Here is a 23192-nt window from a genome sequence, read left to right on the forward strand (position 1 = left end):
GGGGAGCGTGGGAGGATCGAGCCATGTTGCGTTGGTTGACGGCCGGTGAGTCGCACGGGCCCGCACTCGTCGCCATGATCGAGGGCCTTCCCGCAGGCGTCGAGGTGGGGGCCAAGGACCTGCAGGCCGCCCTGTCCCGGCGCCGCCTCGGCTACGGTCGGGGCGCGCGGATGAAGTTCGAGCAGGACGAGGTCGAGTTCCTCGGCGGGCTGCGCCACGGCGTCACGCTCGGCTCGCCCCTCGCCGTGCGCATCGGCAACAGCGAGTGGCCCAAGTGGACGACCGTGATGAGCCCCGAGGCCGTGAGCGAGGAGGCCTTCGCCGCCTCCGACGATGTCAACGCCGAGAAGGAGGTCGCGCGCAACAAGCCGCTGACCCGCCCCCGCCCCGGGCACGCCGACCTCGTCGGCATGCAGAAGTACGGCCACGAGGACGCCCGACCCGTGCTCGAGCGCGCCTCGGCCCGCGAGACCGCCGCCCGCGTCGCCCTCGGTGAGATCGCCGCCCGCTTCCTGGAGCAGGCCTACGGCATCCGCCTCGTGTCGCACACGGTGTCGATCGGCACGGCCGCGGTGCCCGCGCACGCCGAGCTGCCCACCCCCGACGACCTCGAGCGTCTCGACGCCGACCCCGTGCGCGCCTTCGACCCCGAGGGGTCGGCCGCCATGGTCGCCGAGGTCGATGCGGCGAAGAAGGACGGCGACACGCTCGGTGGGGTCGTCGAGGTGCTCGCCTACGGGCTGCCGCCGGGCCTCGGCTCGCACGTCCACTGGGACCGCAAGCTCGATGGCCAGCTCGCGCAGGCGCTCATGAGCATCCAGGCGATCAAGGGTGTCGAGGTCGGCGACGGCTTCGAGACCGCCCGTCGGCGCGGGTCGCAGGCCCACGACGAGATGGAGCTCGTCGACGGCGTCATCACCCGTCGCACGGGTCGTGCGGGCGGCACCGAGGGTGGCATGTCGACCGGCCAGGTGCTGCGGGTGCGTGCCGCGATGAAGCCGATCAGCACCGTGCCTCGCGCCCTCGCGACGGTCGACGTCTCGACCGGTGAGGCCGCGACGGCCATCCACCAGCGCTCCGACGTGTGCGCCGTGCCCGCGGCCGGCGTCGTCGCCGAGGCGATGGTCGCGCTCGTGCTCGCCCAGTCGTGCCTCGAGAAGTTCGGCGGCGACTCGGTCACCGAGACCTCGCGCAACCACACGGCCTACCTCGACGGCATCCGCGAGGGGCTGCGCACATGGTGAGCGACCCCGGCACGCGCCCCGTGGCCGTCGTCGTCGGCCCGCCCGGCGCCGGCAAGACCACCGTCGGGCAGGCCCTCGCGACGCGGCTCGGGGTGCCCTTCCACGACGTCGACGCCGCCGTCGAGGCGGCGCAGGGCCGCTCGATCTCCGACATCTTCGTCGACGACGGCGAGGTCGCCTTCCGTGACCTCGAGCGCGCCGAGGTCGCCCGCGCGCTCGCCGAGGAGTCTGGTGTCGTGGCGCTCGGTGGTGGGGCGGTGATGGACCCCCTGAGCGAGGCGGCCCTCGACGGTCACACCGTCGTCTTCCTCGACGTCGCGATCGCCGACGCGAGCAAGCGCATCGGCTTCGACCGCTCGCGGCCGCTGCTGTCGGTCAACCCCCGCGGGTCGTGGATCGCGATGATGAAGGTGCGCCGCCCCACCTATGAGCGCGTCGCCACCGTGCGCGTCGACACCGCCGGGCGCACGCCCGACGAGATCGTCGACGCCGTGGTCTCCGCCCTCGAGGCGGCGCGGGCGTGACCGCAGCAGGCTCGCCGACGACGATCGCCGTCGGCGACGACTACGACGTCGTCATCGGCTCCGGCGTTCTCGACCGCGTCGCCGACCTGCTCGGACCCGACGTCGAGCGGGTGCTCGTCGTCCACCCGCCGACGCTCCCCGCACTCACCGCCCGGGTCACCGACGCGCTGGGTGAGCGGGGGTATGCCGTCCACGTCGCCGAGGTGCCCGACGCCGAGGCAGCCAAGACCGCCACCGTCGCGGCCGCGCTCTGGTCGCAGCTGGGCGCGGCGGGCTTCACCCGCACCGATGCGGTCGTCGGGGTCGGCGGGGGCACCGTCACGGATCTCGCGGGCTTCGTCGCCGCCTCGTGGTTGCGCGGCGTGCCGGTGGTGCAGGTGCCGACGACGCTGCTCGGGATGGTCGACGCGGCCGTCGGCGGCAAGACCGGCATCAACACGCCCGAGGGCAAGAACCTCGTGGGCGCCTTCCACCCGCCGGCTGGCGTGCTGTGCGACGTCGACGTGCTGGCGACGCTGCCCGAGGCCGACCTCGCCGCGGGCCTGGCCGAGGTCGTCAAGTGCGGCTTCATCGCCGACCCGGTCATCCTCGACCTCGTCGAGTCGGCCGTGCGCGACGCACCCGAGAGCGCGCGCCGCGCCGACAACCCGCACCTGCGCGAGCTCATCGAGCGCGCCGTGCGGGTCAAGGCCGAGGTCGTCGCCTCCGACCTGCGAGAGAGCTCGCTGCGCGAGATCCTCAACTACGGCCACACCTTCGGGCACGCCATCGAGCAGGTCGAGGGCTACACCTGGCGGCACGGTGAGGCGGTGAGCGTCGGTATGGTCTACGTCGCCGAGCTCGCCCGTCTGGCCGGTCACCTGACCGGGGCCGCGGGCGACGCGCTCGTGGCCCGGCACCGTGCGATGCTCGAGTCGCTCGGGCTGCCGACGAGCTATGCCGCCGGGCGCTGGGACGAGCTGCTGACAGCCATGCGCCGCGACAAGAAGTCGCGGGGCTCGACGCTGCGCTTCGTCGTGCTCGACGGGCTGGCCCGGCCGACCCGCCTCGCGGGCCCGTCCGACGAGCTGCTGCACGCGGCATACCGGCTCGTCTCCGAGCCCGCGACCGCGGCTGCTCACTAGAGTGGCGGCATGACGGCACCCCTCGTCTTCGTCCTCTCCGGGCCCAACCTCGACCGGCTGGGCACCCGCGAGCCCGAGGTCTACGGCTCCGACACCCTCGACGACGTGCACTCCGCGGTCTCGCGTGAGGCGGGAGCGCTCGGGCTGCTCGCCGACTGCCGGCAGACCAACCACGAGGGTGAGATGATCGACTGGCTGCATGAGGCCGTCGACGCGGGCGCCGACGTCGTCATCAACCCGGGTGCATGGACGCACTACTCGTATGCCGTGCGCGACGCGTGCGCCATCGTCACCACGAGCGGGCGCAGCCTCGTCGAGGTGCACCTGTCCAACCCCGCGTCGCGAGAAGACTTCCGGCGCACCTCGGTCGTGGCGCCCGTCGCGACGGGCACGGTCGCCGGCTTCGGGTTGCAGTCCTACCTGCTGGCGCTGCGCGCCCTCGTCTGAGGGCGGACGTCCGTCGGTCCTGGCCGCTCTGAGCCGGGGGTGACCGACGTCGTCCATCCGGGTCGACGGTGGTCTGCCTGATGGACGGTCTGACCCGAGCCGCGATTACCGTCCCAGCTGGATCTGAGACCGGTCGGGTTCGACGAGGTCTGGCACAGACGGTGAGGGCGTGCGGGGCCAGGTCCAGGCGGAGCGCAGGATGAAGGCCAGGATCAGCACCTCGACTCCGATGGTGAGGCCGTAGTAGAAGGCCCAGTCCCAGGACGCCCCTGCCGCGTTGAAGACGCAGATCGGGATGAAGAGCAGGGCAACGACGAGGTTCGTGGTGCGGTTCACCCGGGCGGGCAGCGTCATGGAGAGCAGCACCATCAGGGTCGGGATCGCGATGAGCGCGAAGAACACGCTCATCAAGGTCCCGCTGATCTCGAAGACGAAGATGTCGCCACCCCGGATCACGTCGATCTCGCCTGGCTGGTAGAGGTGGAAATAGTCGATGTAGATGACGAGGAACATGAAGCTGGTCCAGGCAGCGGCAAGTTTGGCCTGCACGGGGATCGGCCGGTCGTCGAGCCCGTTCGGGGCTGTCGTTCGGATGGTCATCAGTTCTTCCTTCGATCGGAGAGGTCCGTCCGCCGGAGCGGTTCGTACGGCGTACGTCGTACGCTGTACTATCCGCGTACGCTGTACGGTTGTCAAGCCGTTCAAGGGAGCGAGGAGACGCGTGTCCGTGAGGAAGCAACGCCAGGTCGCGTCAGACGCGGGGCTGAGCAAGCAACGGGTGGTGGTCGAGGCGATCCGGCTCGCCGACCGCGAGGGGGTCGACGGGCTGAGCATGCGCCGGCTGGCTGGCGAGCTCGGCGCGGGCGCGATGTCGCTCTACCACTACGTGGCGAGCAAGGAGGAGTTGCTGGACGCCATGATCGACGTCGTGTTCGACGAGATCGAGCTCCCACCCGAGGAGACCGACTGGCAGTCGGCCATGCGACAGCGGTCGGTATCCGCCCGCCAGGTCCTCGCACGCCACCCGTGGGCGATCGGCCTGATGGAGTCGCGGACATCGCCGGGGCCCGCGCACCTCCGCCACCGCGAAGCGGTCACCGCCTGCTTGCGGAAGGCTGGCTTCTCGGTCGTGATGGCGACGCACGCCAACTGGTTGCTCGACGTCTACGTCTACGGGTTCGCCCTGCAGGCAGCCAGCCTGCCGTTCGACACCGCCGATGAGTTCGCGGACATGGCCGAGGACGTCTTCCTGCCCCAGCTTCCCCATGACGAGTTCCCCTACCTCAACGAGTCCGCCGCAGCGCTCGTCGCCATGGGCTACAACCCGGCAGATGAGTTCAGCTTCGGCCTCGACCTCGTCCTGGCCGCCCTCGAGCCCCTGAGAGCCTCCGCATAGCACCGCCCAGGGACCTTCGCGCAGCCCTCTGCGCCACAGCTCCGACAGACACGGCACCGCCTCGCTCGGCGGTCACCCCGGCCGCGGTTCACAGCAGGTGCACAGACGGCACAACGGTGGATCAACGAGGCGACGTCCAGAGTCTTCGCAGGAGGGGCCACCGGGTCCCGAGACGAAAGGTCGGCCCCATGGCACCCAAGACTCCCTCGGCTTCTGAGCGCGCGTGGCTCGACGAGCACGGCAACGAGATCGAGGACCACGACCGCGGCCTTGTCTACGACCTCCAGACTCTCGTCGACCGACGTCGCGCGCTGACCCTCTTCGGTGGTCTCGGCGTGGCTGGCGCCCTCGCCGCGTGCAGCGCGGGGACCTCGTCGACCTCGATGACCACGTCGGCCGCGAGCGGCTCGACGTCCCCCGCCGGTACGACGAGCACAGCCGGCGCGGCCACCTCGGCGGCAACGTCCTCGACCACCACCGACGCCGACCTCGTCGAGGCCCCGGACGAGACGGCCGGGCCCTACCCGGGTGATGGGTACAACGGCCAGAACGTCCTCGACGACTCAGGCATCGTGCGCCGCGACATCCGCAGCAGTTTCGGCTCCTCCACGACGACGGCCGAAGGCGTGCCACTCACCATCAAGCTGACGGTGAAGGATCTCGCGACCAGCTCGGCGCTCGTCGGCGCCGCCGTCTACGTCTGGCACTGCGACCGCGACGGCAGCTACTCGATGTACAGCGAGGGGGCCGAGGACGAGAACTACCTCCGGGGCGTGCAGGCCACCGACGACTCGGGCACCGCGACCTTCACGTCGATCTTCCCGGCCTGCTACCCCGGACGTTGGCCGCACATCCACTTCGAGGTCTACGAGAAGGTCGCCGACGCGACGTCGAGCGGGCCGATCGTCAAGACGTCGCAGATCGCGCTTCCCCAGACGGCGAGCGAGGTGGTCTACGCGACGAGCGGCTACGACCGGAGCGTGGGCAACCTCGCGCAGCTGAGCCTGCAGCGCGACAACGTCTTCGGTGACGACGGCGGCATCCACCAGCTCGCGACGATGTCGGGCAGCGTGTCAACGGGCTTCACGGCCGCGTTGACGATCGGCGTCTGACCCTCCACCGGCCCAGGGCCCGTGGGAGCCTGCTGCCATGAGTGAGGACGAGGCGCTCGTCGTCAGCGCGATGGCGATCAACGTGACCATCCCCGAGACGCTGCGGTGGACCGACACCCGCCGCGGCCAGACGTTCCGGCTCGACACCCTCAACGTCCGGATGCTCCCCGACGGCCACCTGGCGGCCAAGGCATACGGCCGGCCGGTCGAGGGCGGGCGGGGGGCCTACGTGTCCTTCACCGTGCCCGACAGTCCGGAGCTCGCGGCCCTCGTCGCCGCTGCCGCCGACCGGGCCGCCGAGCGGTGGGCAGCGCACCACGGGCTGGGGTGAGGCACCGTCACGCCGCGCCGAGGGCCTCGGGCAGGGGCTGGGCGTGCACGATCGTCAGCTCCGACACCGCGCGGGTCAGCACGACGTAGAGCCGGCGAAGCCCCGTGCGCTCGTCGGGCTCAGCCGCCGCGATGGCGGCCGGCTCCACGACGACGGTGCGGTCGAACTCCAGACCCTTGGCGACGCTGGCCGGCACGACCTCGACCTGGCGGTCCTCGTCGTCGCCGTGGTCGCGGTCGAGCCGCCCGTGCGCGATCCCGGCGGCCTCGAGCGCGGCGGAGACCCGCTCGACGTCGCGGTCGGGGGCGATGACGCCGACGGAGCCGGGTGCCGTTGCCGCCTGCTCGACCGCGTGCACGACCTCGGCGTCGAGGTCGTCGACGGCAGCGGGGCGGATCTGGAGCCGACCCGGGTTGTCACGCACCGAGACCGGCGCGCCGAGCCCCGGCGCCATGACGGGCAGGAGGCGGGCGGCATACTCGATCACCACGGCCGGCACGCGGAAGCCGCGGTCGAGCACGACGAGGTCGTGTTTCTCCTTGCCGAGGTGGCGCATCGCGTCGTCCCACGACGCGGTCGCCCAGGGCGTGGTGCCCTGGGCGATGTCGCCGAGCACGGTGACCGACCCGGTCGAGCACCGGCGGCCGACGGCCCGCAGCTGCATGGGGGAGAGGTCCTGCGCCTCGTCGAGCACGACGTGACCCAGGCTCGGCACGCGCCGCAGCAGGTCGTCGAGCTCGTCGAGCAGAGCCATGTCCGCGGGTGACCAGCGGGCCGCGCCCTTCGTGCGAGCAGGCTTGTGCCACAAGAGCATCGACTGCTCCTGCTCGGTGAGGTCGGCACCGGCCGCAGCACGCAGGGCGTCGGCGTCGGACCACAGACGGTGCAGCACACCCTGCGGGTCGAGGGCCGGCCACACGGACGAGACATACTTCCTGACCGCGGCCGACCTCGCCACGGCGTCCTGCACCCGGTCGTCGGGGGAGTCACCCGCGCGCTCCATCTCGAGCAGCAGGTGGTGGGCGAGACGCTGCGGCAGCAGGTCGCGAGCGGCCGAGTAGCGCACTCCCCGCGCGACGAGCTCGTCGAGGATCTCCTGCACGACGTATGCCGGCACGCGCCACTTGCGCACCCCCCGCGGCACCACGAGCGCCTCCGTCGCAGGCCGGACCTGGCTCCAGGTGGCCCGGTGCAGCACCGCGGCGAGGCGGGCGTCGCCCTTGAGGGTCGCGACCTCTGCGGTGTCGGTGCCCCGGGCCCGGCCGTGGTCGAGGAGCGACTCGATGGTGGCGTGCCCGACCCGCACCTCACCGAGCGAGGGAAGCACCGCCGCGATGTGGTCGAGGAACGCGCGGTTGGGGCCGATGACGAGCACGCCCGAGTGGTCGAGGCGCTCGCGGAACGAGTAGAGCAGCCACGCCGCTCGGTGCAGGCCGACCGCGGTCTTGCCGGTGCCGGGTGCGCCCTGCACGCAGATGCTGACGCCGAGCTCGCCTCGCACGATCTCGTCCTGCTCGGGCTGGATCGTCGAGACGATGTCGCGCATGGGGCCGGTGCGGGGGCGCTCGATCTCGGCCGCGAGGAGGGAGCCCGAGGCTGCCGTGTCACTGGCAGACGTCACGCCGCCCGTGGACACGAGGTGCTCGTCCTCGAGGGCGGTGAGACGACCGCGATCGACCCCGAAGCGACGCCGGAGCACGACGTCCATCCGGTCGACGGGGGACGCGCGGTAGAAGGCGGTCGAGATCGGGGCGCGCCAGTCGACGACCACGGGGTCGCCGGCCTCGTCCGAGACGTGTCGCCGTCCGATGTGGAACTGCTCGGCCGGCCCGTCGACGGGCTCGAGGTCGATGCGCCCGAAGAAGAGGGTCGTGCGGGGGTCGTCCTGGAGCGAGGCGATGCGCCGCGCGAGCACCCGGCTCAGCACCTCGCCGGAGATCGCGTCGCTCGCCCTCGACGCGTCGAGCTGCTCAGCCGACGTGCGCATCCGGGCCAGCTCGGCCCGGGCGTGGTCGAGGTAGGCCTGCTCGCGCTCGAGGTCGCCGGCGGGCGGGGCGGACGCAGGCATGACGAGGCACCTCTCACGGAGAGCAGGGGGCGGGGGAGCCGACCACGATACCGCGCAGACGGCTCCGGGCAGAGGCCGACGATTCTTCGATCAGCGCGGCTCACGGCTAGAATTGCGCGGCAACTCCCCCCAGACAGCACCTGCCCCGGCCGGGGCGGGCCTCGGCGCGCGCGGCGGGCCGGACGGCATACGAAAGTGGTTACACGACGATGGCTTCGACCAATGACCTGAAGAACGGCATGGTGCTCAACCTCGAGGGACAGCTCTGGTCCGTCGTCGAGTTCCAGCACGTGAAGCCGGGCAAGGGTCCCGCCTTCGTGCGTACCAAGCTCAAGGCCGTGCTGTCGGGCAAGGTCGTCGACAAGACCTTCAACGCCGGCACCAAGGTCGAGACGAGCAACGTCGACAAGCGGACGATGCAGTACCTCTACAAGGACGGCACCGACTTCGTCTTCATGGACACCGACACCTACGACCAGATCAACGTGTCGGAGACCGTGGTGGGCGGCGCTGCCGACTACCTCCTCGAGAACCAGAACGCCATCGTGGCCACCAACGAGGGCGCACCCCTCTATGTCGAGCTGCCCGCGTCGGTCGTGCTCGAGATCACCCACACCGAGCCGGGCCTGCAGGGCGACCGCTCGACCGGCGGCACCAAGCCCGCCACCCTCGAGACCGGCGCCCAGATCCAGGTGCCGCTCTTCCTCGAGTCCGGCACGCGCGTCAAGGTGGACACCCGCGACGGGTCCTACCTCGGCCGCGTCAACGACTGAGCGGACGCGAATCCCCTTGTCAGCACGCAGCAAAGCCCGCACGCGGGCTCTCGACATCCTCTTCGAGGCAGACCAGCGCGGCATCAACGCCGTCACCCTCCTCGACGAGCGACTGTCCGACCGCGAGTCCCGTGCGGGCAACAACCCCTACACCGCCGACCTGGTGCGCGGCGTCGTGGGGCGCTGGAACGACATCAACGCCGCCCTCACCGCTTACAGCCAGAGCTGGACGATCGACCGCATGCCCGCCGTCGACCGCGCCATCCTGCGGCTCGGTGCCTGGGAGGTCCTCTGGAACGACGAGATCCCTGACGCCGTGGCGATCTCCGAGGCCGTCGCGCTCGCGACCGACCTGTCGACCGATGAGTCGCCCGCCTTCGTCAACGGACTGCTCGGCCGGCTCGCAGAGGTCAAGGCGACCATCGTCTGAGGTCACGAATCGGTGACGTTCGTGGTGGGGCATGGTGCTACCCGCTGGTTACCGAAATTCTCAGGATCCTCCCAGCCAACGAGGAGGAATCCATGGCAGTCGTGCTCATCGGCGTCGACAACAGCGAGGCTTCGACCCGGGCGGTCGAGTTCGCCCTCGCGCGGGCCAGTGCAGAGGACCTGCAGCTCGTCGTCGCCCACGTCATCAACTGGTCGCCCTTTTCCTTCAACACCCCCAGCGAGAACGACGAGCGGCCCGCTCGCCGCAAGGCCGAGATCGAGGCCGCCCAGGAGCAGGTCATCGCCCCGATGGTGCGGCTCGTCGAGGCAGCCGGACGCGCCGCCAAGGTCGAGATCCGCCACGGCAACCCGTCGGAGACGCTCATCGACATCGCCGACGAGCTCGGCGCCGAGCACATCATCGTCGGCCGCACCGGTGACAGCGGTCTGAGAGAAGCCATCTTCGGCAGCGTCGTGATGCGCCTCGTGCACACCTCGCCCATCCCGGTGACGGTGGTGCCCTGATGGATGCCGTCGTCAACGCCTTCACCGCCTTCTCCGACTGGCTCACCGCGATCGTCTTCTACGCGCCGACGATCGGCGGGGTGGCGGTCCCGTTCATCGTCGTCTGGCTCGTCGTCGCCGGCATCTTCTTCACCGTGTGGCTCGGCTTCATGAACATCCGCGGCTTCAGCCACGCGATCAACCTCGTCCGCGGCAAGTACTCCGACCCCAACGACGCCGGCGAGGTGTCGCACTTCCAGGCGCTTGCCACCGCCGTCAGCGGCACGGTCGGGCTCGGCAACATCGCTGGAGTCGCGATCGCCGTCGCGATCGGCGGGCCGGGCGCGACGTTCTGGATGATCGTGGCCGGCTTCGTCGGGATGAGCACGAAGATGGCCGAGTGCATGCTCGGCGTGAAGTATCGCCGCGAGCACGCCGACGGCACCGTGTCGGGCGGGCCGATGTACTACCTGCGCGACGGCCTCGCGGCGCAGGGCAAGGCGAAGCTCGGCAGGTTCCTCGCCGCGGCCTTCGCGGTCTGCATGATCGGCGGGTCGCTCGGTGGCGGCAACATGTTCCAGTCCAACCAGGCCACCGCCCAGATCATCGAGGTCACCGGCGGTGAGGACGGTGCGCTCGGCAACCTGTCCTGGCTCATCGGCGTCATCTTCGGAGTGCTCGTCGGTGCCGTCATCATCGGTGGCATCAAGAGCATCGCCAAGGTGACCGAGAAGATCGTGCCCTTCATGGCGGTCCTCTACCTGACCGCCTGCCTCGTCGTCATCCTCGGCAGCATCGAGGCCGTGCCGGCCGCCATCGGCGAGATCTTCGCCGGAGCCTTCACCGGCGAGGGCGTCGTCGGTGGCGCGGTCGGGGCCCTGCTCGTCGGCTTCCAGCGCGCAGCGTTCTCCAACGAGGCGGGACTCGGCTCGGCAGCCGTCGCCCACTCCGCGGTGCGCACCAAGGAGCCGGCCACCGAGGGATTCGTCGCCCTGCTCGAGCCCTTCATCGACACGATCGTCATCTGCACGATGACCGCCCTGACCATCGTCATCACGGGTGCCTGGAACGACCCGGACGCCTCCGACATCGGTGGGGTCAACCTGACGTCGCGGGCGTTCGAGAGCGTCCTGCCGTGGTTCCCCTACGTCCTTGCGGTGGCCGTGGTGATGTTCGCCTTCTCCACGATGATCAGCTGGTCCTACTACGGCATGAAGGCGACGTCCTACCTCTTCGGTGACAACCCCACCGCTGAGAACGTCTTCAAGGTCATCTTCGTCATCTTCACGGTCATCGGCGCCGTGGCCGCGCTCGGCCCGGTCATCAACTTCTCCGACTCGATGATCTTCCTGATGGGCGTCTTCAACATCATCGGTCTCTACGTCCTGGCCAAGGTGATCCGCTCGGTGATCCTCAGCTACTTCGGGCGGGTCCAGAGTGGCGAGATCAAGGAGATGGCCCACCGCTGAGCCCTTCTCCCAGCACGACGCACGCGACACGCCGCCTCGGCCCACCCGTCGCCCACAACGGGTGGGCCGAGGCGCGGACGGGTGACGGAGCCGGCGCAGGCCCGCGTTAGACTCCTGCCCGAAGACATCCTTTAACCACCGTCCTGTGAGGCGGGGAAGGAGGTCCAGCGGCTGTGACCTGCCCTGACCTGAGCGAGCCCGCCACCAGTTCGAGCACCCCTGCCGACGCACGAGACGTCATGAGCGAGGGCGACATCTCCCGGGCGCTGCGGCGCATCGGTCACGAGATCCTCGAGCGGAACAAGGGCAGCGACGGCCTCGTCCTGCTCGGCATCCCGTCCCGGGGCGTGCCCCTCGCCCGCCGCCTCGCGGCCTGCATCGAGGACGTCGAGGGCACCCAGATCCCCGTCGGCGAGCTCGACATCACGCTGCACCGTGACGACCTCCGGCGCCACCCGGTGCGCACGGCACACCGGTCGCGCATCCCCGCGGCAGGCATCGACGACCAGGTCGTCGTCCTCGTCGACGACGTGCTCTACTCCGGCCGCACGATCCGGGCAGCGCTCGATGCGCTCTCGGAGCTCGGCCGGCCGCGAGCCGTGCGCCTCGCCGTCCTCGTCGACCGCGGGCACCGCGAGCTGCCGATCCGCGCCGACCACGTCGGCAAGAACCTCCCGACCTCGCGCGACGAGCGCGTGCACGTGCGGGTCGCCGAGCTCGACGGCATCGATGTCGTGCGCATCAGTGGGGGAGAGGGCCGATGACCAAGCACCTCATCTCCTCGGCGGACCTGCGCCGCGACGAGGTCGAGGACATCCTCGAGACGGCAGCCTCGATGCACGACCTCCAGCGCCGCGAGGTCAAGAAGGTGCCGACGCTGCGCGGGCGCACCATCATCAATTTCTTCTTCGAGGACTCCACCCGCACCCGGAGCTCGTTCGAGATCGCCGGCAAGTGGATGTCGGCCGACACGATCAACCTGTCGGCCAAGGGCTCCTCGACGAGCAAGGGCGAGAGTCTGCGAGACACGGCCATGACCGTCGACGCCATGGCCGTCGACGCCCTCGTCATCCGCCACAACGCGTCGGGGGCCTGCCACCAGGTCGCCCAGTGGGTGCGGTGCAGCGTCATCAACGCGGGCGACGGCACCCACGAGCACCCGACCCAGGCCCTGCTCGACGCCTACACGCTGCGCACCCGGCTCGGTGACCTCGACGGCAAGCACGTCGTCATCGTCGGTGACCTCACCCACTCGCGGGTCTTCCGCAGCAACGTCATCACCCTGGGGACCCTCGGCGCCCGGGTGACGGTCGTCGCCCCGCCCACGCTGATGCCGAGCGGCATCGGCGCGTGGAGCGCCGCCGACGGCTTCGCGACGAGCTGGCACCTCGACCCCGTTCTCGACGGAGACGGCGAGCACGGTCCGGTCGACGCCGTCATGATGCTGCGCGTGCAGCGCGAGCGGATGAGCGGCGGCTACTTCCCGACCGCCCGCGAGTACACCGTCGGCTACGGCCTCACCCGCGACCGCCTCGACCGGCTGGTGGCCCGCAACGACGACGTGCTCGTGCTCCACCCCGGCCCGATGAACCGTGGCCTCGAGATCGCGCCCGAGGCCGCCGACGCACCCCAGTCCGTCGTCCTCGACCAGGTCTCTGCCGGTGTCGCGGTGCGGATGGCCGTGCTCTACCACCTGCTTGCCGGCGACGACACGCCAGCGCCTGCGCTGGCCGGCGCCACGACCGAAGGAGCCGCCCGATGAGCCGCCTGCTGATCCGGGGCGCCCGACTGCTGGGTGCCGAGGCGGCCGACCTGCTCGTCGAGGACGGCGTCATCCGTGAGGTCGGCTCGGTGCGTCCGAGCGGCGACGTCGAGGTGCTCGACGCCGACGGCCTCGTCGCCCTGCCCGGCCTGGTCGACCTCCACGTGCACCTGCGCGAGCCCGGCCGCGAGGATGCCGAGACCATCGCGACCGGCTCGGCAGCCGCTGCGGCGGGCGGCTACACGGCGGTCTTCGCGATGGCCAACACGAGCCCCGTCACCGACACGGCCGAGGCCGCCGAGCGCGTGCTCGACCTCGGCCGGGCCTGCGGCCTGACCCAGGTCGTGCCGGTAGGCGCCGTGACCAAGGGCCTCGCCGGTGCCGAGCTCGCCGAGCTCGGCCTCATGGCGCGCTCCCGGGCGGCCGTGCGGGTCTTCAGCGACGACGGCCACTGCGTGCACGACGCCCGCGTCATGCGGCGCGCCCTCGAATACGTCAAGCCCTTCGGCGGCGTCATCTCCCAGCACGCCCAGGACCCGCGCCTGGCCGGCCCCGACGCCTGCTGCCACGAGGGCGAGGTGTCCGGCCGGCTCGGGCTGCCCGGCTGGCCCGGCATCGCCGAGGAGTCGATCGTCGCGCGCGACGTCATGCTCGCGCGGCACACCGGGTCGCGCGTCCACGTGGCCCATGTGTCGACCGCAGGCACCGTCGAGGTGATCCGCTGGGCCAAGGCACAGGGCATCGACGTCACCGCCGAGGTCACGCCCCACCACCTCGCCCTGACGACCGACCTGCTCACGGGCTACGACCCCGTCTACAAGGTCAACCCGCCCCTGCGCCCGTCAGAGGACGTCGAGGCCCTGCGGGCTGCGCTCGTCGACGGCACGATCGACGCCGTCGCAACCGACCACGCGCCCCACGCCCGGCACGACAAGGAGCACGCCTTCGCCGACGCGGCCTTCGGCATGCTCGGCCTCGAGACCGCAATGTCCGTGGTCAGCGAGGTGCTCGTGCGACCGGGCCTGCTCGACTGGGCCGGAGTCGCACGTGTCATGTCGATCGCGCCCGCGCGCATCGGCGGCCTTGCGGCGCAAGGCCGCTCGCTGTCGGCGGGCGAGCCGGCACACATCACGCTCGTCGACGCCGAGCGCGAGATCACGGTCGACGCGACCACGAGCCGCAGCCGTTCGCGCAACAACCCCTGGCACGGCCGCACCTTCCGCGGAGCGGTCGAGGCGACCGTCCACGCCGGACGCATCACCCACGGGCGCGGGGAGACCTCGCGCATCCACCGACCACTGAAGACCGCGAAACCGGGGGCAGACCTGTGACCACCCAGACACCACTGACCGTGCCGGGACGTGACGGGCGGCCGGGCCGCCGGCGGGAGCCGGCGGTGCTCGTGCTCGAGGACGGCCGCACCTTCCGGGGCTCGTCCTACGGCGCGCTCGGCGAGACCGTCGGTGAGGCGGTCTTCTCGACCGGCATGACCGGCTACCAGGAGACCCTCACCGACCCCAGCTACCACCGCCAGGTCATCGTCATGACGGCCCCGCACGTCGGCAACACCGGCGTCAACGGCGAGGACGACGAGAGCACGCGCATCTGGGCAGCGGGCTACGTCGTGCGCGACCCCGCCCTCCGGGCCTCCAACTGGCGCGCCACCCGTGAGCTCGAGGACGAGCTCGTCGACCAGGGCGTCGTCGGCGTCTGCGAGGTCGACACGCGGGCACTCACGCGGCACCTTCGCGAGCGGGGGTCGATGCGGGTCGGCCTCTTCAGCGGCGATGCCGCCGGTCGTCCGGTCGAGGCCCTCCTCGAGACGGTGCGCACGGGCCCCGGCATGACGGGCGCCGCGCTCGCAGCCGAGGTCACGACCAGCGAGGCGTATGCCGTCCCCGCCGTGGGCGACGCCCGTTTCACGGTCGCTGCCATCGACCTCGGCATCAAGGCGATGACGCCCCACCTCATGGCCCAGCGGGGCATCGAGGTGCACGTGCTGCCAGCGTCCGCCACCATCGACGACGTGCTCGCGGTGGAGGAGCACGGCCCCGACGGGGTGTTCTTCTCCAACGGCCCGGGCGACCCGGCGACGGCCGAGCGTGAGGTCGCCCTGCTGCGCGAGGTGCTGCGCCGGCGCATCCCCTTCTTCGGCATCTGCTTCGGCAACCAGCTCCTCGGGCGGGCTCTGGGCTTCGGCACCTACAAGCTGAAGTACGGCCACCGCGGCATCAACCAGCCCGTCATGGACCGCGCCACGGGCAAGGTCGAGGTGACGGCGCACAACCACGGTTTCGCGGTCGATGCACCACTCGACCGCGAGAGCGACACCCCGTTCGGCCGGGCCCGGGTGTCGCACGTGTGCCTCAACGACGACGTCGTCGAGGGACTCGAGTGCCTCGACGTGCCGGCCTACTCCGTCCAGTACCACCCGGAGGCCGCCGCCGGACCCCACGACGCGGCATACCTCTTCGACCGCTTCATCGAACTGATGACCTCACGCCAGCACCAGCAGGGAGAGAACGCCTAAATGCCGAAGCGCGACGACATCAAGAGCGTCCTCGTCATCGGGTCCGGCCCGATCGTCATCGGGCAGGCCTGCGAGTTCGACTACTCCGGCACCCAGGCGTGCCGCGTGCTGCGCGAGGAGGGCATCCGCGTCATCCTCGTCAACAGCAACCCGGCGACGATCATGACCGACCCCGAGTTCGCCGACGCGACCTACGTCGAGCCGATCACCCCAGAGGTCGTCGAGGCCATCATCGCCAAGGAGCGCCCCGACGCGGTGCTCGCGACGCTCGGTGGGCAGACGGCCCTCAACTGCGCGATCTCCTTGCACGACAACGGAGTTCTCGAGAAGTACGGCTGCCCCCTCATCGGCGCCAACGTCGAGGCGATCAACCTCGGTGAGGACCGCGAGAAGTTCAAGGGCGTCGTCGAGCGCTGTGGCGCCGAGTCGGCGCGCTCGATCATCTGCCACACGATGGACGAGCTGCTCGCCGCGGCCGAGGAGCTGCGCTACCCGGTCGTCGTGCGGCCGTCCTTCACCATGGGTGGCCTCGGGTCCGGCTTCGCCTACGACGAGGCCGACCTGCGACGCATCGGTGGCCAGGGGCTGCAGTACTCCCCGACGACGGAGGTGCTCCTCGAGGAGTCGATTCTCGGCTGGAAGGAGTACGAGCTGGAGGTGATGCGCGACCACGCCGACAACGTCGTCGTCGTCTGCTCGATCGAGAACCTCGACCCGATGGGCGTGCACACCGGCGACTCGATCACCGTCGCGCCCGCGCTCACCCTGACCGACCGCGAGTACCAGCGGCTGCGCGACATCGGCATCGCCATCATCCGTGAGGTGGGTGTCGACACCGGCGGCTGCAACATCCAGTTCGCGGTCAACCCGCGCGACGGCCGCATCATCGTCATCGAGATGAACCCTCGCGTCTCGCGTTCGAGCGCCCTCGCCTCCAAGGCCACCGGCTTCCCGATCGCCAAGATCGCGGCGAAGATGGCGATCGGCTACACGCTCGACGAGGTGCCCAACGACATCACGCGCGAGACGCCCGCGAGCTTCGAGCCGACGCTCGACTACGTCGTGGTCAAGGTGCCGCGCTTCGCGTTCGAGAAGTTCCCGGCCGCCGACCCGACGCTCACCACGACGATGAAGTCGGTCGGCGAGGCCATGTCGATCGGCCGCAACTTCACCGAGGCGCTGCAGAAGGCGCTGCGCTCCCTCGAGAAGCAGGGCGCGTCGTTCCACTGGGACGGCGAGATCACCAAGGTCGCGGCCGAGCGGGCGCTCGTCGAGGCCACGGTGCCGACCGACGGCCGGATCGTCCTCGTGCAGCAGGCTCTTCGCGGCGGCTGCACGGTCGAGGAGGTGCACGAGGCCACCGGCATCGACCCGTGGTTCCTCGACCAGATCGAGCTCATCAACGACATCGCGGCGATGCTCGCCGCCTCCGACGAGCTGACGCCCGACCTGCTGCGGCTCGTCAAGCGTCACGGCTTCAGCGACGCGCAGGTCGCGTCGGTCCGCCGTATGCCGGAGGCCGTGGTCCGCGGCGTGCGCCACGCCCTCGGAGTGCGCCCGGTCTACAAGACCGTCGACACCTGTGCCGCCGAGTTCGCAGCCACGACGCCCTACCACTACAGCTCCTACGACGAGGAGACCGAGGTCGCTCCTCGCGAGCGGCCCGCGGTCGTCATCCTCGGCTCCGGACCCAACCGCATCGGGCAGGGGGTCGAGTTCGACTACTCGTGCGTGCACGCGTCGTTCGCCTTGCGCGACAAGGGATTCGACACGGTCATGATCAACTGCAACCCCGAGACCGTCTCGACCGACTACGACACGAGCAGCCGTCTCTACTTCGAGCCGCTGACCCTCGAGGACGTGCTCGAGGTCATCCATGCCGAGACCCAGGCGGGCCCGCTCGCGGGCGTCATCGTGCAGCTCGGTGGGCAGACGCCGCTCGGCCTCGCACAGGCGCTCGAGGACGCGGGGGTGCCGATCGTCGGCACGTCTCCCAGCGCGATCCACCTCGCCGAGGACCGCGGCGCCTTCGGCCAGGTGCTCGCCAAGGCGGGCCTCATCGCCCCGAAGCACGGCACGGCCTACAGCTCCGACGAGGCTCTCGAGGTGGCACGCGAGATCGGCTACCCCGTGCTCGTGCGCCCGTCCTACGTGCTCGGCGGCCGCGGCATGGTCATCGTCTATGACGACGACTCCCTCGTCACCTACGTCGAGAGGGCCACGGAGGCCTCGCCCGACCACCCGATCCTCATCGACCGCTTCCTCGACGACGCCATCGAGATCGACGTCGACGCGCTCTTCGACGGCGAGGACATGTATCTCGGCGGCATCATGGAGCACGTCGAGGAGGCCGGCATCCACTCGGGTGACAGCTCGTGCACCCTGCCGCCCGCAACGCTCGGCGACGGCGAGCTCGAGCGGGTGCGCATCGCGACGCGCAAGCTCGCCGAGGGCATCGGCGTGCGCGGCCTGATGAACGTCCAGTTCGCCCTCGCCCAGGACATCCTCTACGTGATCGAGGCCAACCCCCGCGCGTCGCGCACGGTGCCCTTCGTCGCCAAGGCGACCGGTGTGCCCCTCGCGAGCGCGGCGGCACGGGTGATGCTCGGCGCCACGGTGCAGGAGCTGCGCGACGAGGGCATGCTGCCCCCGGTCAGTGACGGCGGCTCGATGCCGTCCCACGCACCCATGTCGTGCAAGGAGGCCGTGCTGCCGTTCAAGCGCTTCCGCACCAAGGAGGGCCTCGCCGTCGACTCCCTGCTCGGGCCCGAGATGCGGTCCACGGGCGAGGTGATGGGCATCGACGTCGACTTCGGCTCGGCCTTCTCCAAGGCCCAGCAGGGCAGCGGCTCGGCCCTGCCGCGCTCGGGCGCCATCTTCGTGTCGGTCGCCAACCGCGACAAGCGCGCGATGCTCTTCCCGGTCAAGCGACTCGTCGACCTCGGCTTCACGATCCTCGCCACCACCGGCACGGCTGCCGTGCTGAAGCGCAACGGCATCGAGGCGACCCTCGTGCGCAAGATCACCGAGCGCGGCGACGGCGACTCCGACAAGGGGGAGCGCTCGATCGTCGACCTCATCCTCGACGGCACGGTGCAGATGGTGGTCAACACCCCGTCGGGTCAGGACGCCCGCGCCGACGGCTACGCCATCCGGGCTGCGACCACGAGCGCCGACAAGCCGATCATCACGACGATCGCCACGCTGGCCGCCGCGGTGCTCGGCATCGAGGCGCAGCTGACGGAGCAGGTCCGGGTCAAGTCGCTGCAGGACCACGCCCGCGACCTCGACCTCTACGGCCGGGGCACGTCGACGACCGCGCCCGCTGCCGCGCGGGCTGCAGGAGGAGCCGACGCGACGGGGTCGGCGGACGCAGCGGTCCCGGCGGGGGTGGGCGCGTGAGCGGCACGCCCGGCCCTGCCGGACGCGCGCGCGTCGCCCAGGAGGTCGCCGAGGTCATCGCGACGAAGCGCGTGGGCGCCTACCAGCACCTGACGCTCGTCTCGCCGGGCGTTGCCGAGCTGGCCCGACCCGGTCAGTTCGTCGCCCTCGGCGTGGGCGGGGAGTCCTCCGCGACCCTGCTGCGCCGCTCGTTCTCGATCCACAAGGTCAGCCCGAGCGGCACCTACGGCGGCACGGTCGAGATCGTCGTCTCGGCCGTCGGGCCCGGCACGCGCTGGATCGTCGCGCGCCAGCCGCACGACCCCGTCGACGTCATCGGCCCCCTCGGCAAGGCGTTTCCCCTGCCGACGGAGCCGGTTCCTTGCGTGCTCGTCGGCGGTGGCTACGGCAGCGCCCCACTCTTCTGGCTCGCCGGCCAGCTGCGCGAACGTGGTTGCCACGTCGAGATGGTGCTCGGCGCCGCCAGCGAGGACCGCCTCTTCGGGGTCGTGGAGGCCCGTCGCAGCTGTGACGGTGTCACCGTGACCACCGACGACGGGTCGGCGGGGCACCGGGGCTGGGTCAGCGACGTGCTGCCCGACATCATCGACCGCACGAGCGCGGGCGTGGTCTACGGCTGTGGCCCGATGGGCATGTTGCGCTCGATCACCGACATCGCGGGTCGTCACGGCGCGGTCGCGCAGGTCGCCGTCGAGGAGGCCATGGCCTGCGGCGTCGGCGTCTGCATGACGTGCGTCATGCCGGTCGTCGGCACCGACGGGCAGACCCGGATGGTGCGCTCGTGCGTCGAGGGCCCCGTGTTCCGCGGTGACCGGGTGCGCTGGGACGCCTTCGAGGGCAACCACGCGCGGGTGCCCGACGACGCCGTCGGCGCACCGAGGACAGGGGGCCACTGATGACCGTCCAGGACCACGACCGCGGGGTCACCCCCCGCACTGACCCCCAGATCGACCCTCGGATCGACCTCACCGTCGACCTCGGCTTCGGGCGAGTGCTGCCCAACCCGTTGATGACGGCCTCGGGGTGCGCCGCCAACGGGGCCGAGCTGCACCGCTTCTTCGACGTCTCGCGGCTGGGGGCCTTCGTCACGAAGTCGGTGATGGCCGACCCACGCTCGGGTCGAGGCACCCCGCGCATGGCCGAGACCCCGTCGGGCATGCTCAACTCCATCGGTCTGCAGGGTCCGGGCATCGCCGCCTTCGTCGACAACGACCTGCCGTGGCTGGCCTCGGTCGGCGCACGGGTGCTGCCCTCGATCGCCGGCAGCTCGAGCACCGAGTTCGCCCACGTGGCGGCGACCCTCAGGGCGAGCCGCGCCTTCGAGGCGGTCGTCGGTGTCGAGGTCAACATCTCGTGCCCCAACGTCGCCAACCGCGGGCTCGTCTTCGCCTGCGACCCGATGGCCTCGGGCAAGGTCATCGCGCTGGTGCGCGAGCAGCTGCCACGCGACGTGCCCGTCTTTGCCAAGCTGAGCCCCGACGTCACCGACATCACGGCGATCGCGGCCGCGTGCGTCAAGGCCGGTGCCGACGGGCTCACCATGATCAACACCCTGCTCGGCATGGTCATCGACACCGACCTCATGCGGCCGCACCTCGGCGGGGTCACCGGCGGGCTCTCCGGCCCCGGCATCCGGCCGGTCGCCGTTCGGGCCATCTGGCAGGTGCGCCAGGCCATGGCTGAGGGCCGCATCCCGGTCGTGCCGATCATCGGGGTCGGGGGGGTGCGCACGGGGCGTGACGCCCTCGAGCTCGTCGCCGCCGGTGCCAGCGCCGTGCAGGTAGGCACCGCGACCTTCAACGACCCGACGGCTCCCGTGCGCGTGCTGCACGAGCTCACCGAGATCCTCGTCGAGAAGGGCCACCAGCGCTTCTCCGACGTCGTCGGGGCTGCCCACGAGAGCCGGCTCCCGCCTCGACCCACCCCGATCGACGGAGGCAGGGCATGACCGACACGGCCGGCACGACGACCCCGACGCGCCCGGAGCCGACCGGGGAGCCGACCCAGGAGGCGCCCGAGGAGGCCACCGGCTTCGGCACCCGCCTGCAGTCCGCGATGCGCCGCCACGGACCGCTCTGCGCGGGTCTCGACCCACACCGTTCCCTCGTGGAGCAGTGGGGCCTGACCTACGACCTCGCGGGTCTCGAGCGCTTCGCCCTGACGTGTGTCGAGGCCTTCGCCGGTCGGGTCGCGGCGGTCAAGCCCCAGTCGGCCTTCTTCGAGGTCTTCGGCAGCAGGGGCATCGCCGTGCTCGAGCGGGTGCTCACCGAGCTGCGCGAGGCGGGAACGCTGACGATCCTCGACGCGAAGCGCGGTGACATCGGATCGACGATGACGGCCTACGCCGAGGCCTATCTGGGTCCCGACGCGGTCGCACCGGCCGACGCGCTGACCGTGAGCCCCTACCTCGGCTACGAGTCGCTCCGGCCCGCCATCGACCTCGCCGCCCGGACCGGCCGCGGGCTCTTCGTGCTGGCGCTCACCTCCAACCCCGAGGGGCGCAGCGTGCAGCACGCGATCCGCGACGGCCGCTCGGTCGCGGCCACCGTCGTCGACGGCGCTCGCGCCGACAACGCGAGCGCCCACGGCCGGCTCGAGCTCGGCCATGTCGGGCTCGTGATCGGCGCGACGGTGGGCGACGCCGTCGAGCGCCTCGGCCTCGACCTCGTCGCCGCGGCCACCCCCGTCCTCGCCCCCGGCTTCGGGGCGCAGGGCGGCACCGCGGGCTCGCTCGCGGCGACCTTCGGCCCGGCGCTCGGGCAGGTGCTCGTGTCGTCGAGCCGCGAGATCCTCGCGGCCGGCCCCGACCCGAGCCGGCTCGTCGCCGCGACCCAGAGGGTCGCCGACGGGCTCGTCGCCGCGCACGGCTGAGGCACGCGGGTCCTCCAGATCCGCGGAGCCCCGGCGAGAACTCGGGGAGGGCCGGCGAGGGCCAGCGAGGGCCGGCGAGGGCCGGTGGAGGCGCTAAGGGCCGGCGAGAATTCGGTGAGGGCCCGGTCCGACGACCGGGTAAGAATGGTCCATGACTCACACCGCGAAGGCCCGCCGACTCCTCGCCACTGTCGCACTGACCGCCGTCCTGCCGCTCGCCGCAGCCTGCGGCTCCGGCACCACGCCCCCGACCACGCCGAGCGCAGCCGCCTCCGCGGCGTCGTCCGTCGTCAGCAGCGCCGCCTCGGAGGGTGCGACGGCCGCCGGTGGCGCCTACTGCGACGTGCTCAAGTCGGGCCAGCAGGAGCTCGAGGGGATCTCGGGCAGCCTGAGCGACAGCGCCGCCCTCGAGAAGGGCCTGTCGGTCGTGCGCAAGATCGAGGCCGCCGCCCCGCCGGAGGTCAAGCAGGCGTGGGGAGAGTTCATCACCTTCGTCGAGACCGTGACGTCGGGCAACACGAGCGCCGTCACCGACGCGATGGCCAAGATGGAGGCGGCCGGCGCCACGATCGAGTCACACGCCAAGAGCACGTGCAACCTCGACATCTCCTGACCCGCTGGGCCCGGTCACCCCGCTGAACCGCATCGCCGCGCCATGGTGCCCAGCCACCGGATCAGCGGGACCGCGGACGTGACGGGCCGGACGGCATACGGTGTGCTCATGCTGCGCCCTGCACCCCGCGCCGTCCGCGCCCTGCTCGTCGCGCTCACCGTGACCCCCCTGGCCTGCGGGTGCGGCGCGTCCGACACGACGGCCTACTGCGCCGCGCTGCAGGCGGCCGACACGCAGTGGAGCCAGGCGGGGGCCTCGCTCGAGGACAAGGCCGCTGCGACCCGGTTCGTGGCCACGGTCCAGGCGATCGAGCTGACCGCGCCCGACGAGGTGAAGTCCGAGTGGGCCTCACTGCAGACCCTCTTCGAGAAGTTCGCCACCGATGCGCCGGACCTGTCCGGGGTCACACCCGAGATGAAGGACTTCGAGGACGCCGCCCAGCGCATCGAGGCGCACGCGAAGGAGACCTGCGGCATCGACCTCGGCCAGTGAGGCCCAGGACGACCCGCCCTGCCCACCCGCGTTGCACCGGTCGCACGCGGGTCGCTAGGTTCGGGCGGGAACACCCGACCGACACAGCGAGGAGACCTGAC

General features: G+C 71.2%; 23 protein-coding genes. 21 read left to right on the plus strand and 2 right to left on the minus strand.

Features of this window, described 5'->3' with window-relative positions; all coding sequences use genetic code 11:
• Positions 1-23: 23 nt before the first annotated feature.
• The 4 genes from aroC to LG278_RS09720 are packed head-to-tail and all read left to right on the plus strand — an operon-like array spanning position 24 to position 3339.
• The gene (gene aroC, locus LG278_RS09705; RefSeq protein WP_404393275.1) at positions 24-1244 is read left to right on the plus strand and encodes a chorismate synthase; all 1221 of its coding nucleotides are present in this window, start codon (positions 24-26) and stop codon (positions 1242-1244) included.
• Positions 1238-1768, plus strand: a complete 531-nt coding sequence (locus tag LG278_RS09710) for a shikimate kinase (RefSeq protein ID WP_404393277.1) — start codon at positions 1238-1240, stop codon at positions 1766-1768. The genes aroC and LG278_RS09710 overlap by 7 nt, the downstream gene beginning before the upstream one ends.
• A complete protein-coding gene (gene aroB, locus LG278_RS09715) occupies positions 1765-2892 on the plus strand; it encodes a 3-dehydroquinate synthase (RefSeq protein ID WP_404393279.1) in 1128 nt (375 codons plus the stop codon). Before LG278_RS09710 ends, aroB begins: the two co-directional genes overlap by 4 nt.
• 9 nt (positions 2893-2901) lie before the next feature.
• Entirely contained in the window at positions 2902-3339 is a 438-nt protein-coding gene (locus tag LG278_RS09720) for a type II 3-dehydroquinate dehydratase (RefSeq protein WP_404393281.1), read from the plus strand.
• 105 nt (positions 3340-3444) lie between these two features.
• Here the strand turns inward: LG278_RS09720 and LG278_RS09725 are convergent, their stop codons facing one another.
• Entirely contained in the window at positions 3445-3939 is a 495-nt protein-coding gene (locus LG278_RS09725; RefSeq protein WP_404393283.1) for a DUF6326 family protein, read from the minus strand.
• Between the two features lie 127 nt (positions 3940-4066).
• On the opposite strand from LG278_RS09725, the gene LG278_RS09730 reads away from it, so the two are divergent.
• From LG278_RS09730 to LG278_RS09740, 3 genes are all read left to right on the plus strand, one after another.
• Positions 4067-4735 carry a TetR/AcrR family transcriptional regulator gene (locus LG278_RS09730; RefSeq protein WP_404393285.1) on the plus strand — a complete coding sequence of 223 codons (669 nt, stop codon included), beginning with the start codon at positions 4067-4069 and terminating at the stop codon, positions 4733-4735.
• Between the two features lie 188 nt (positions 4736-4923).
• Positions 4924-5847, plus strand: coding sequence for an intradiol ring-cleavage dioxygenase (locus tag LG278_RS09735; RefSeq protein ID WP_404393287.1), 924 nt, complete (start codon positions 4924-4926; stop codon positions 5845-5847).
• 37 nt (positions 5848-5884) lie between these two features.
• Complete coding sequence (locus LG278_RS09740; protein ID WP_404393289.1) at positions 5885-6178, plus strand: hypothetical protein; 294 nt, start codon at positions 5885-5887, stop codon at positions 6176-6178.
• A 7-nt stretch (positions 6179-6185) separates the two neighbouring features.
• Here the strand turns inward: LG278_RS09740 and LG278_RS09745 are convergent, their stop codons facing one another.
• Positions 6186-8246, minus strand: a complete 2061-nt coding sequence (locus LG278_RS09745; protein WP_404393291.1) for a HelD family protein — start codon at positions 8244-8246, stop codon at positions 6186-6188.
• Positions 8247-8455: 209 nt separating this feature from the next.
• On the opposite strand from LG278_RS09745, the gene efp reads away from it, so the two are divergent.
• The 14 genes from efp to LG278_RS09815 all read left to right on the plus strand — a co-directional run bounded on the left by efp (position 8456) and on the right by LG278_RS09815 (position 23091).
• Positions 8456-9019 carry an elongation factor P gene (gene efp, locus LG278_RS09750; RefSeq protein ID WP_404393293.1) on the plus strand — a complete coding sequence of 188 codons (564 nt, stop codon included), beginning with the start codon at positions 8456-8458 and terminating at the stop codon, positions 9017-9019.
• A gap of 16 nt (positions 9020-9035) precedes the next feature.
• Positions 9036-9449, plus strand: coding sequence for a transcription antitermination factor NusB (gene nusB / locus LG278_RS09755; RefSeq protein WP_404393295.1), 414 nt, complete (start codon positions 9036-9038; stop codon positions 9447-9449).
• Between the two features lie 92 nt (positions 9450-9541).
• Positions 9542-9973: a universal stress protein gene (locus LG278_RS09760; RefSeq protein ID WP_404393297.1), complete on the plus strand. Its 432-nt coding sequence runs from the start codon at positions 9542-9544 to the stop codon at positions 9971-9973.
• Positions 9973-11421 (plus strand): alanine/glycine:cation symporter family protein, encoded by a 1449-nt coding sequence (locus tag LG278_RS09765; protein WP_404393299.1) that lies wholly within the window; start codon positions 9973-9975, stop codon positions 11419-11421. Before LG278_RS09760 ends, LG278_RS09765 begins: the two co-directional genes overlap by 1 nt.
• Before the next feature lie 239 nt (positions 11422-11660).
• Positions 11661-12185, plus strand: a complete 525-nt coding sequence (gene pyrR / locus LG278_RS09770; RefSeq protein WP_404393300.1) for a bifunctional pyr operon transcriptional regulator/uracil phosphoribosyltransferase PyrR — start codon at positions 11661-11663, stop codon at positions 12183-12185.
• Positions 12182-13183, plus strand: a complete 1002-nt coding sequence (locus LG278_RS09775; RefSeq protein ID WP_404393302.1) for an aspartate carbamoyltransferase catalytic subunit — start codon at positions 12182-12184, stop codon at positions 13181-13183. The genes pyrR and LG278_RS09775 overlap by 4 nt, the downstream gene beginning before the upstream one ends.
• Positions 13180-14514, plus strand: a complete 1335-nt coding sequence (locus LG278_RS09780; RefSeq protein ID WP_404393303.1) for a dihydroorotase — start codon at positions 13180-13182, stop codon at positions 14512-14514. The genes LG278_RS09775 and LG278_RS09780 overlap by 4 nt, the downstream gene beginning before the upstream one ends.
• Before the next feature lie 14 nt (positions 14515-14528).
• Positions 14529-15713 carry a glutamine-hydrolyzing carbamoyl-phosphate synthase small subunit gene (carA, locus tag LG278_RS09785; RefSeq protein WP_404393599.1) on the plus strand — a complete coding sequence of 395 codons (1185 nt, stop codon included), beginning with the start codon at positions 14529-14531 and terminating at the stop codon, positions 15711-15713.
• On the plus strand, positions 15714-19115 hold the full coding sequence (gene carB / locus LG278_RS09790; protein ID WP_404393305.1) for a carbamoyl-phosphate synthase large subunit: 3402 nt from the start codon (positions 15714-15716) through the stop codon (positions 19113-19115). It abuts the gene before it with no gap.
• On the plus strand, positions 19112-20011 hold the full coding sequence (locus tag LG278_RS09795; RefSeq protein ID WP_404393307.1) for a dihydroorotate dehydrogenase electron transfer subunit: 900 nt from the start codon (positions 19112-19114) through the stop codon (positions 20009-20011). Before carB ends, LG278_RS09795 begins: the two co-directional genes overlap by 4 nt.
• Complete coding sequence (locus LG278_RS09800) at positions 20011-21063, plus strand: dihydroorotate dehydrogenase (RefSeq protein WP_404393309.1); 1053 nt, start codon at positions 20011-20013, stop codon at positions 21061-21063. The genes LG278_RS09795 and LG278_RS09800 overlap by 1 nt, the downstream gene beginning before the upstream one ends.
• 107 nt (positions 21064-21170) lie before the next feature.
• Positions 21171-21986, plus strand: coding sequence for an orotidine-5'-phosphate decarboxylase (gene pyrF, locus LG278_RS09805; protein WP_404393601.1), 816 nt, complete (start codon positions 21171-21173; stop codon positions 21984-21986).
• 151 nt (positions 21987-22137) lie between these two features.
• Positions 22138-22599, plus strand: coding sequence for a hypothetical protein (locus LG278_RS09810; RefSeq protein WP_404393311.1), 462 nt, complete (start codon positions 22138-22140; stop codon positions 22597-22599).
• 42 nt (positions 22600-22641) lie between these two features.
• The gene (locus LG278_RS09815) at positions 22642-23091 is read left to right on the plus strand and encodes a hypothetical protein (RefSeq protein ID WP_404393313.1); all 450 of its coding nucleotides are present in this window, start codon (positions 22642-22644) and stop codon (positions 23089-23091) included.
• The last annotated feature ends 101 nt before the right edge of the window (positions 23092-23192 follow it).

It is taken from the genome of Humibacillus xanthopallidus (assembly GCF_044793955.1).
Lineage (GTDB): Bacteria > Actinomycetota > Actinomycetes > Actinomycetales > Dermatophilaceae > Humibacillus > Humibacillus xanthopallidus_C.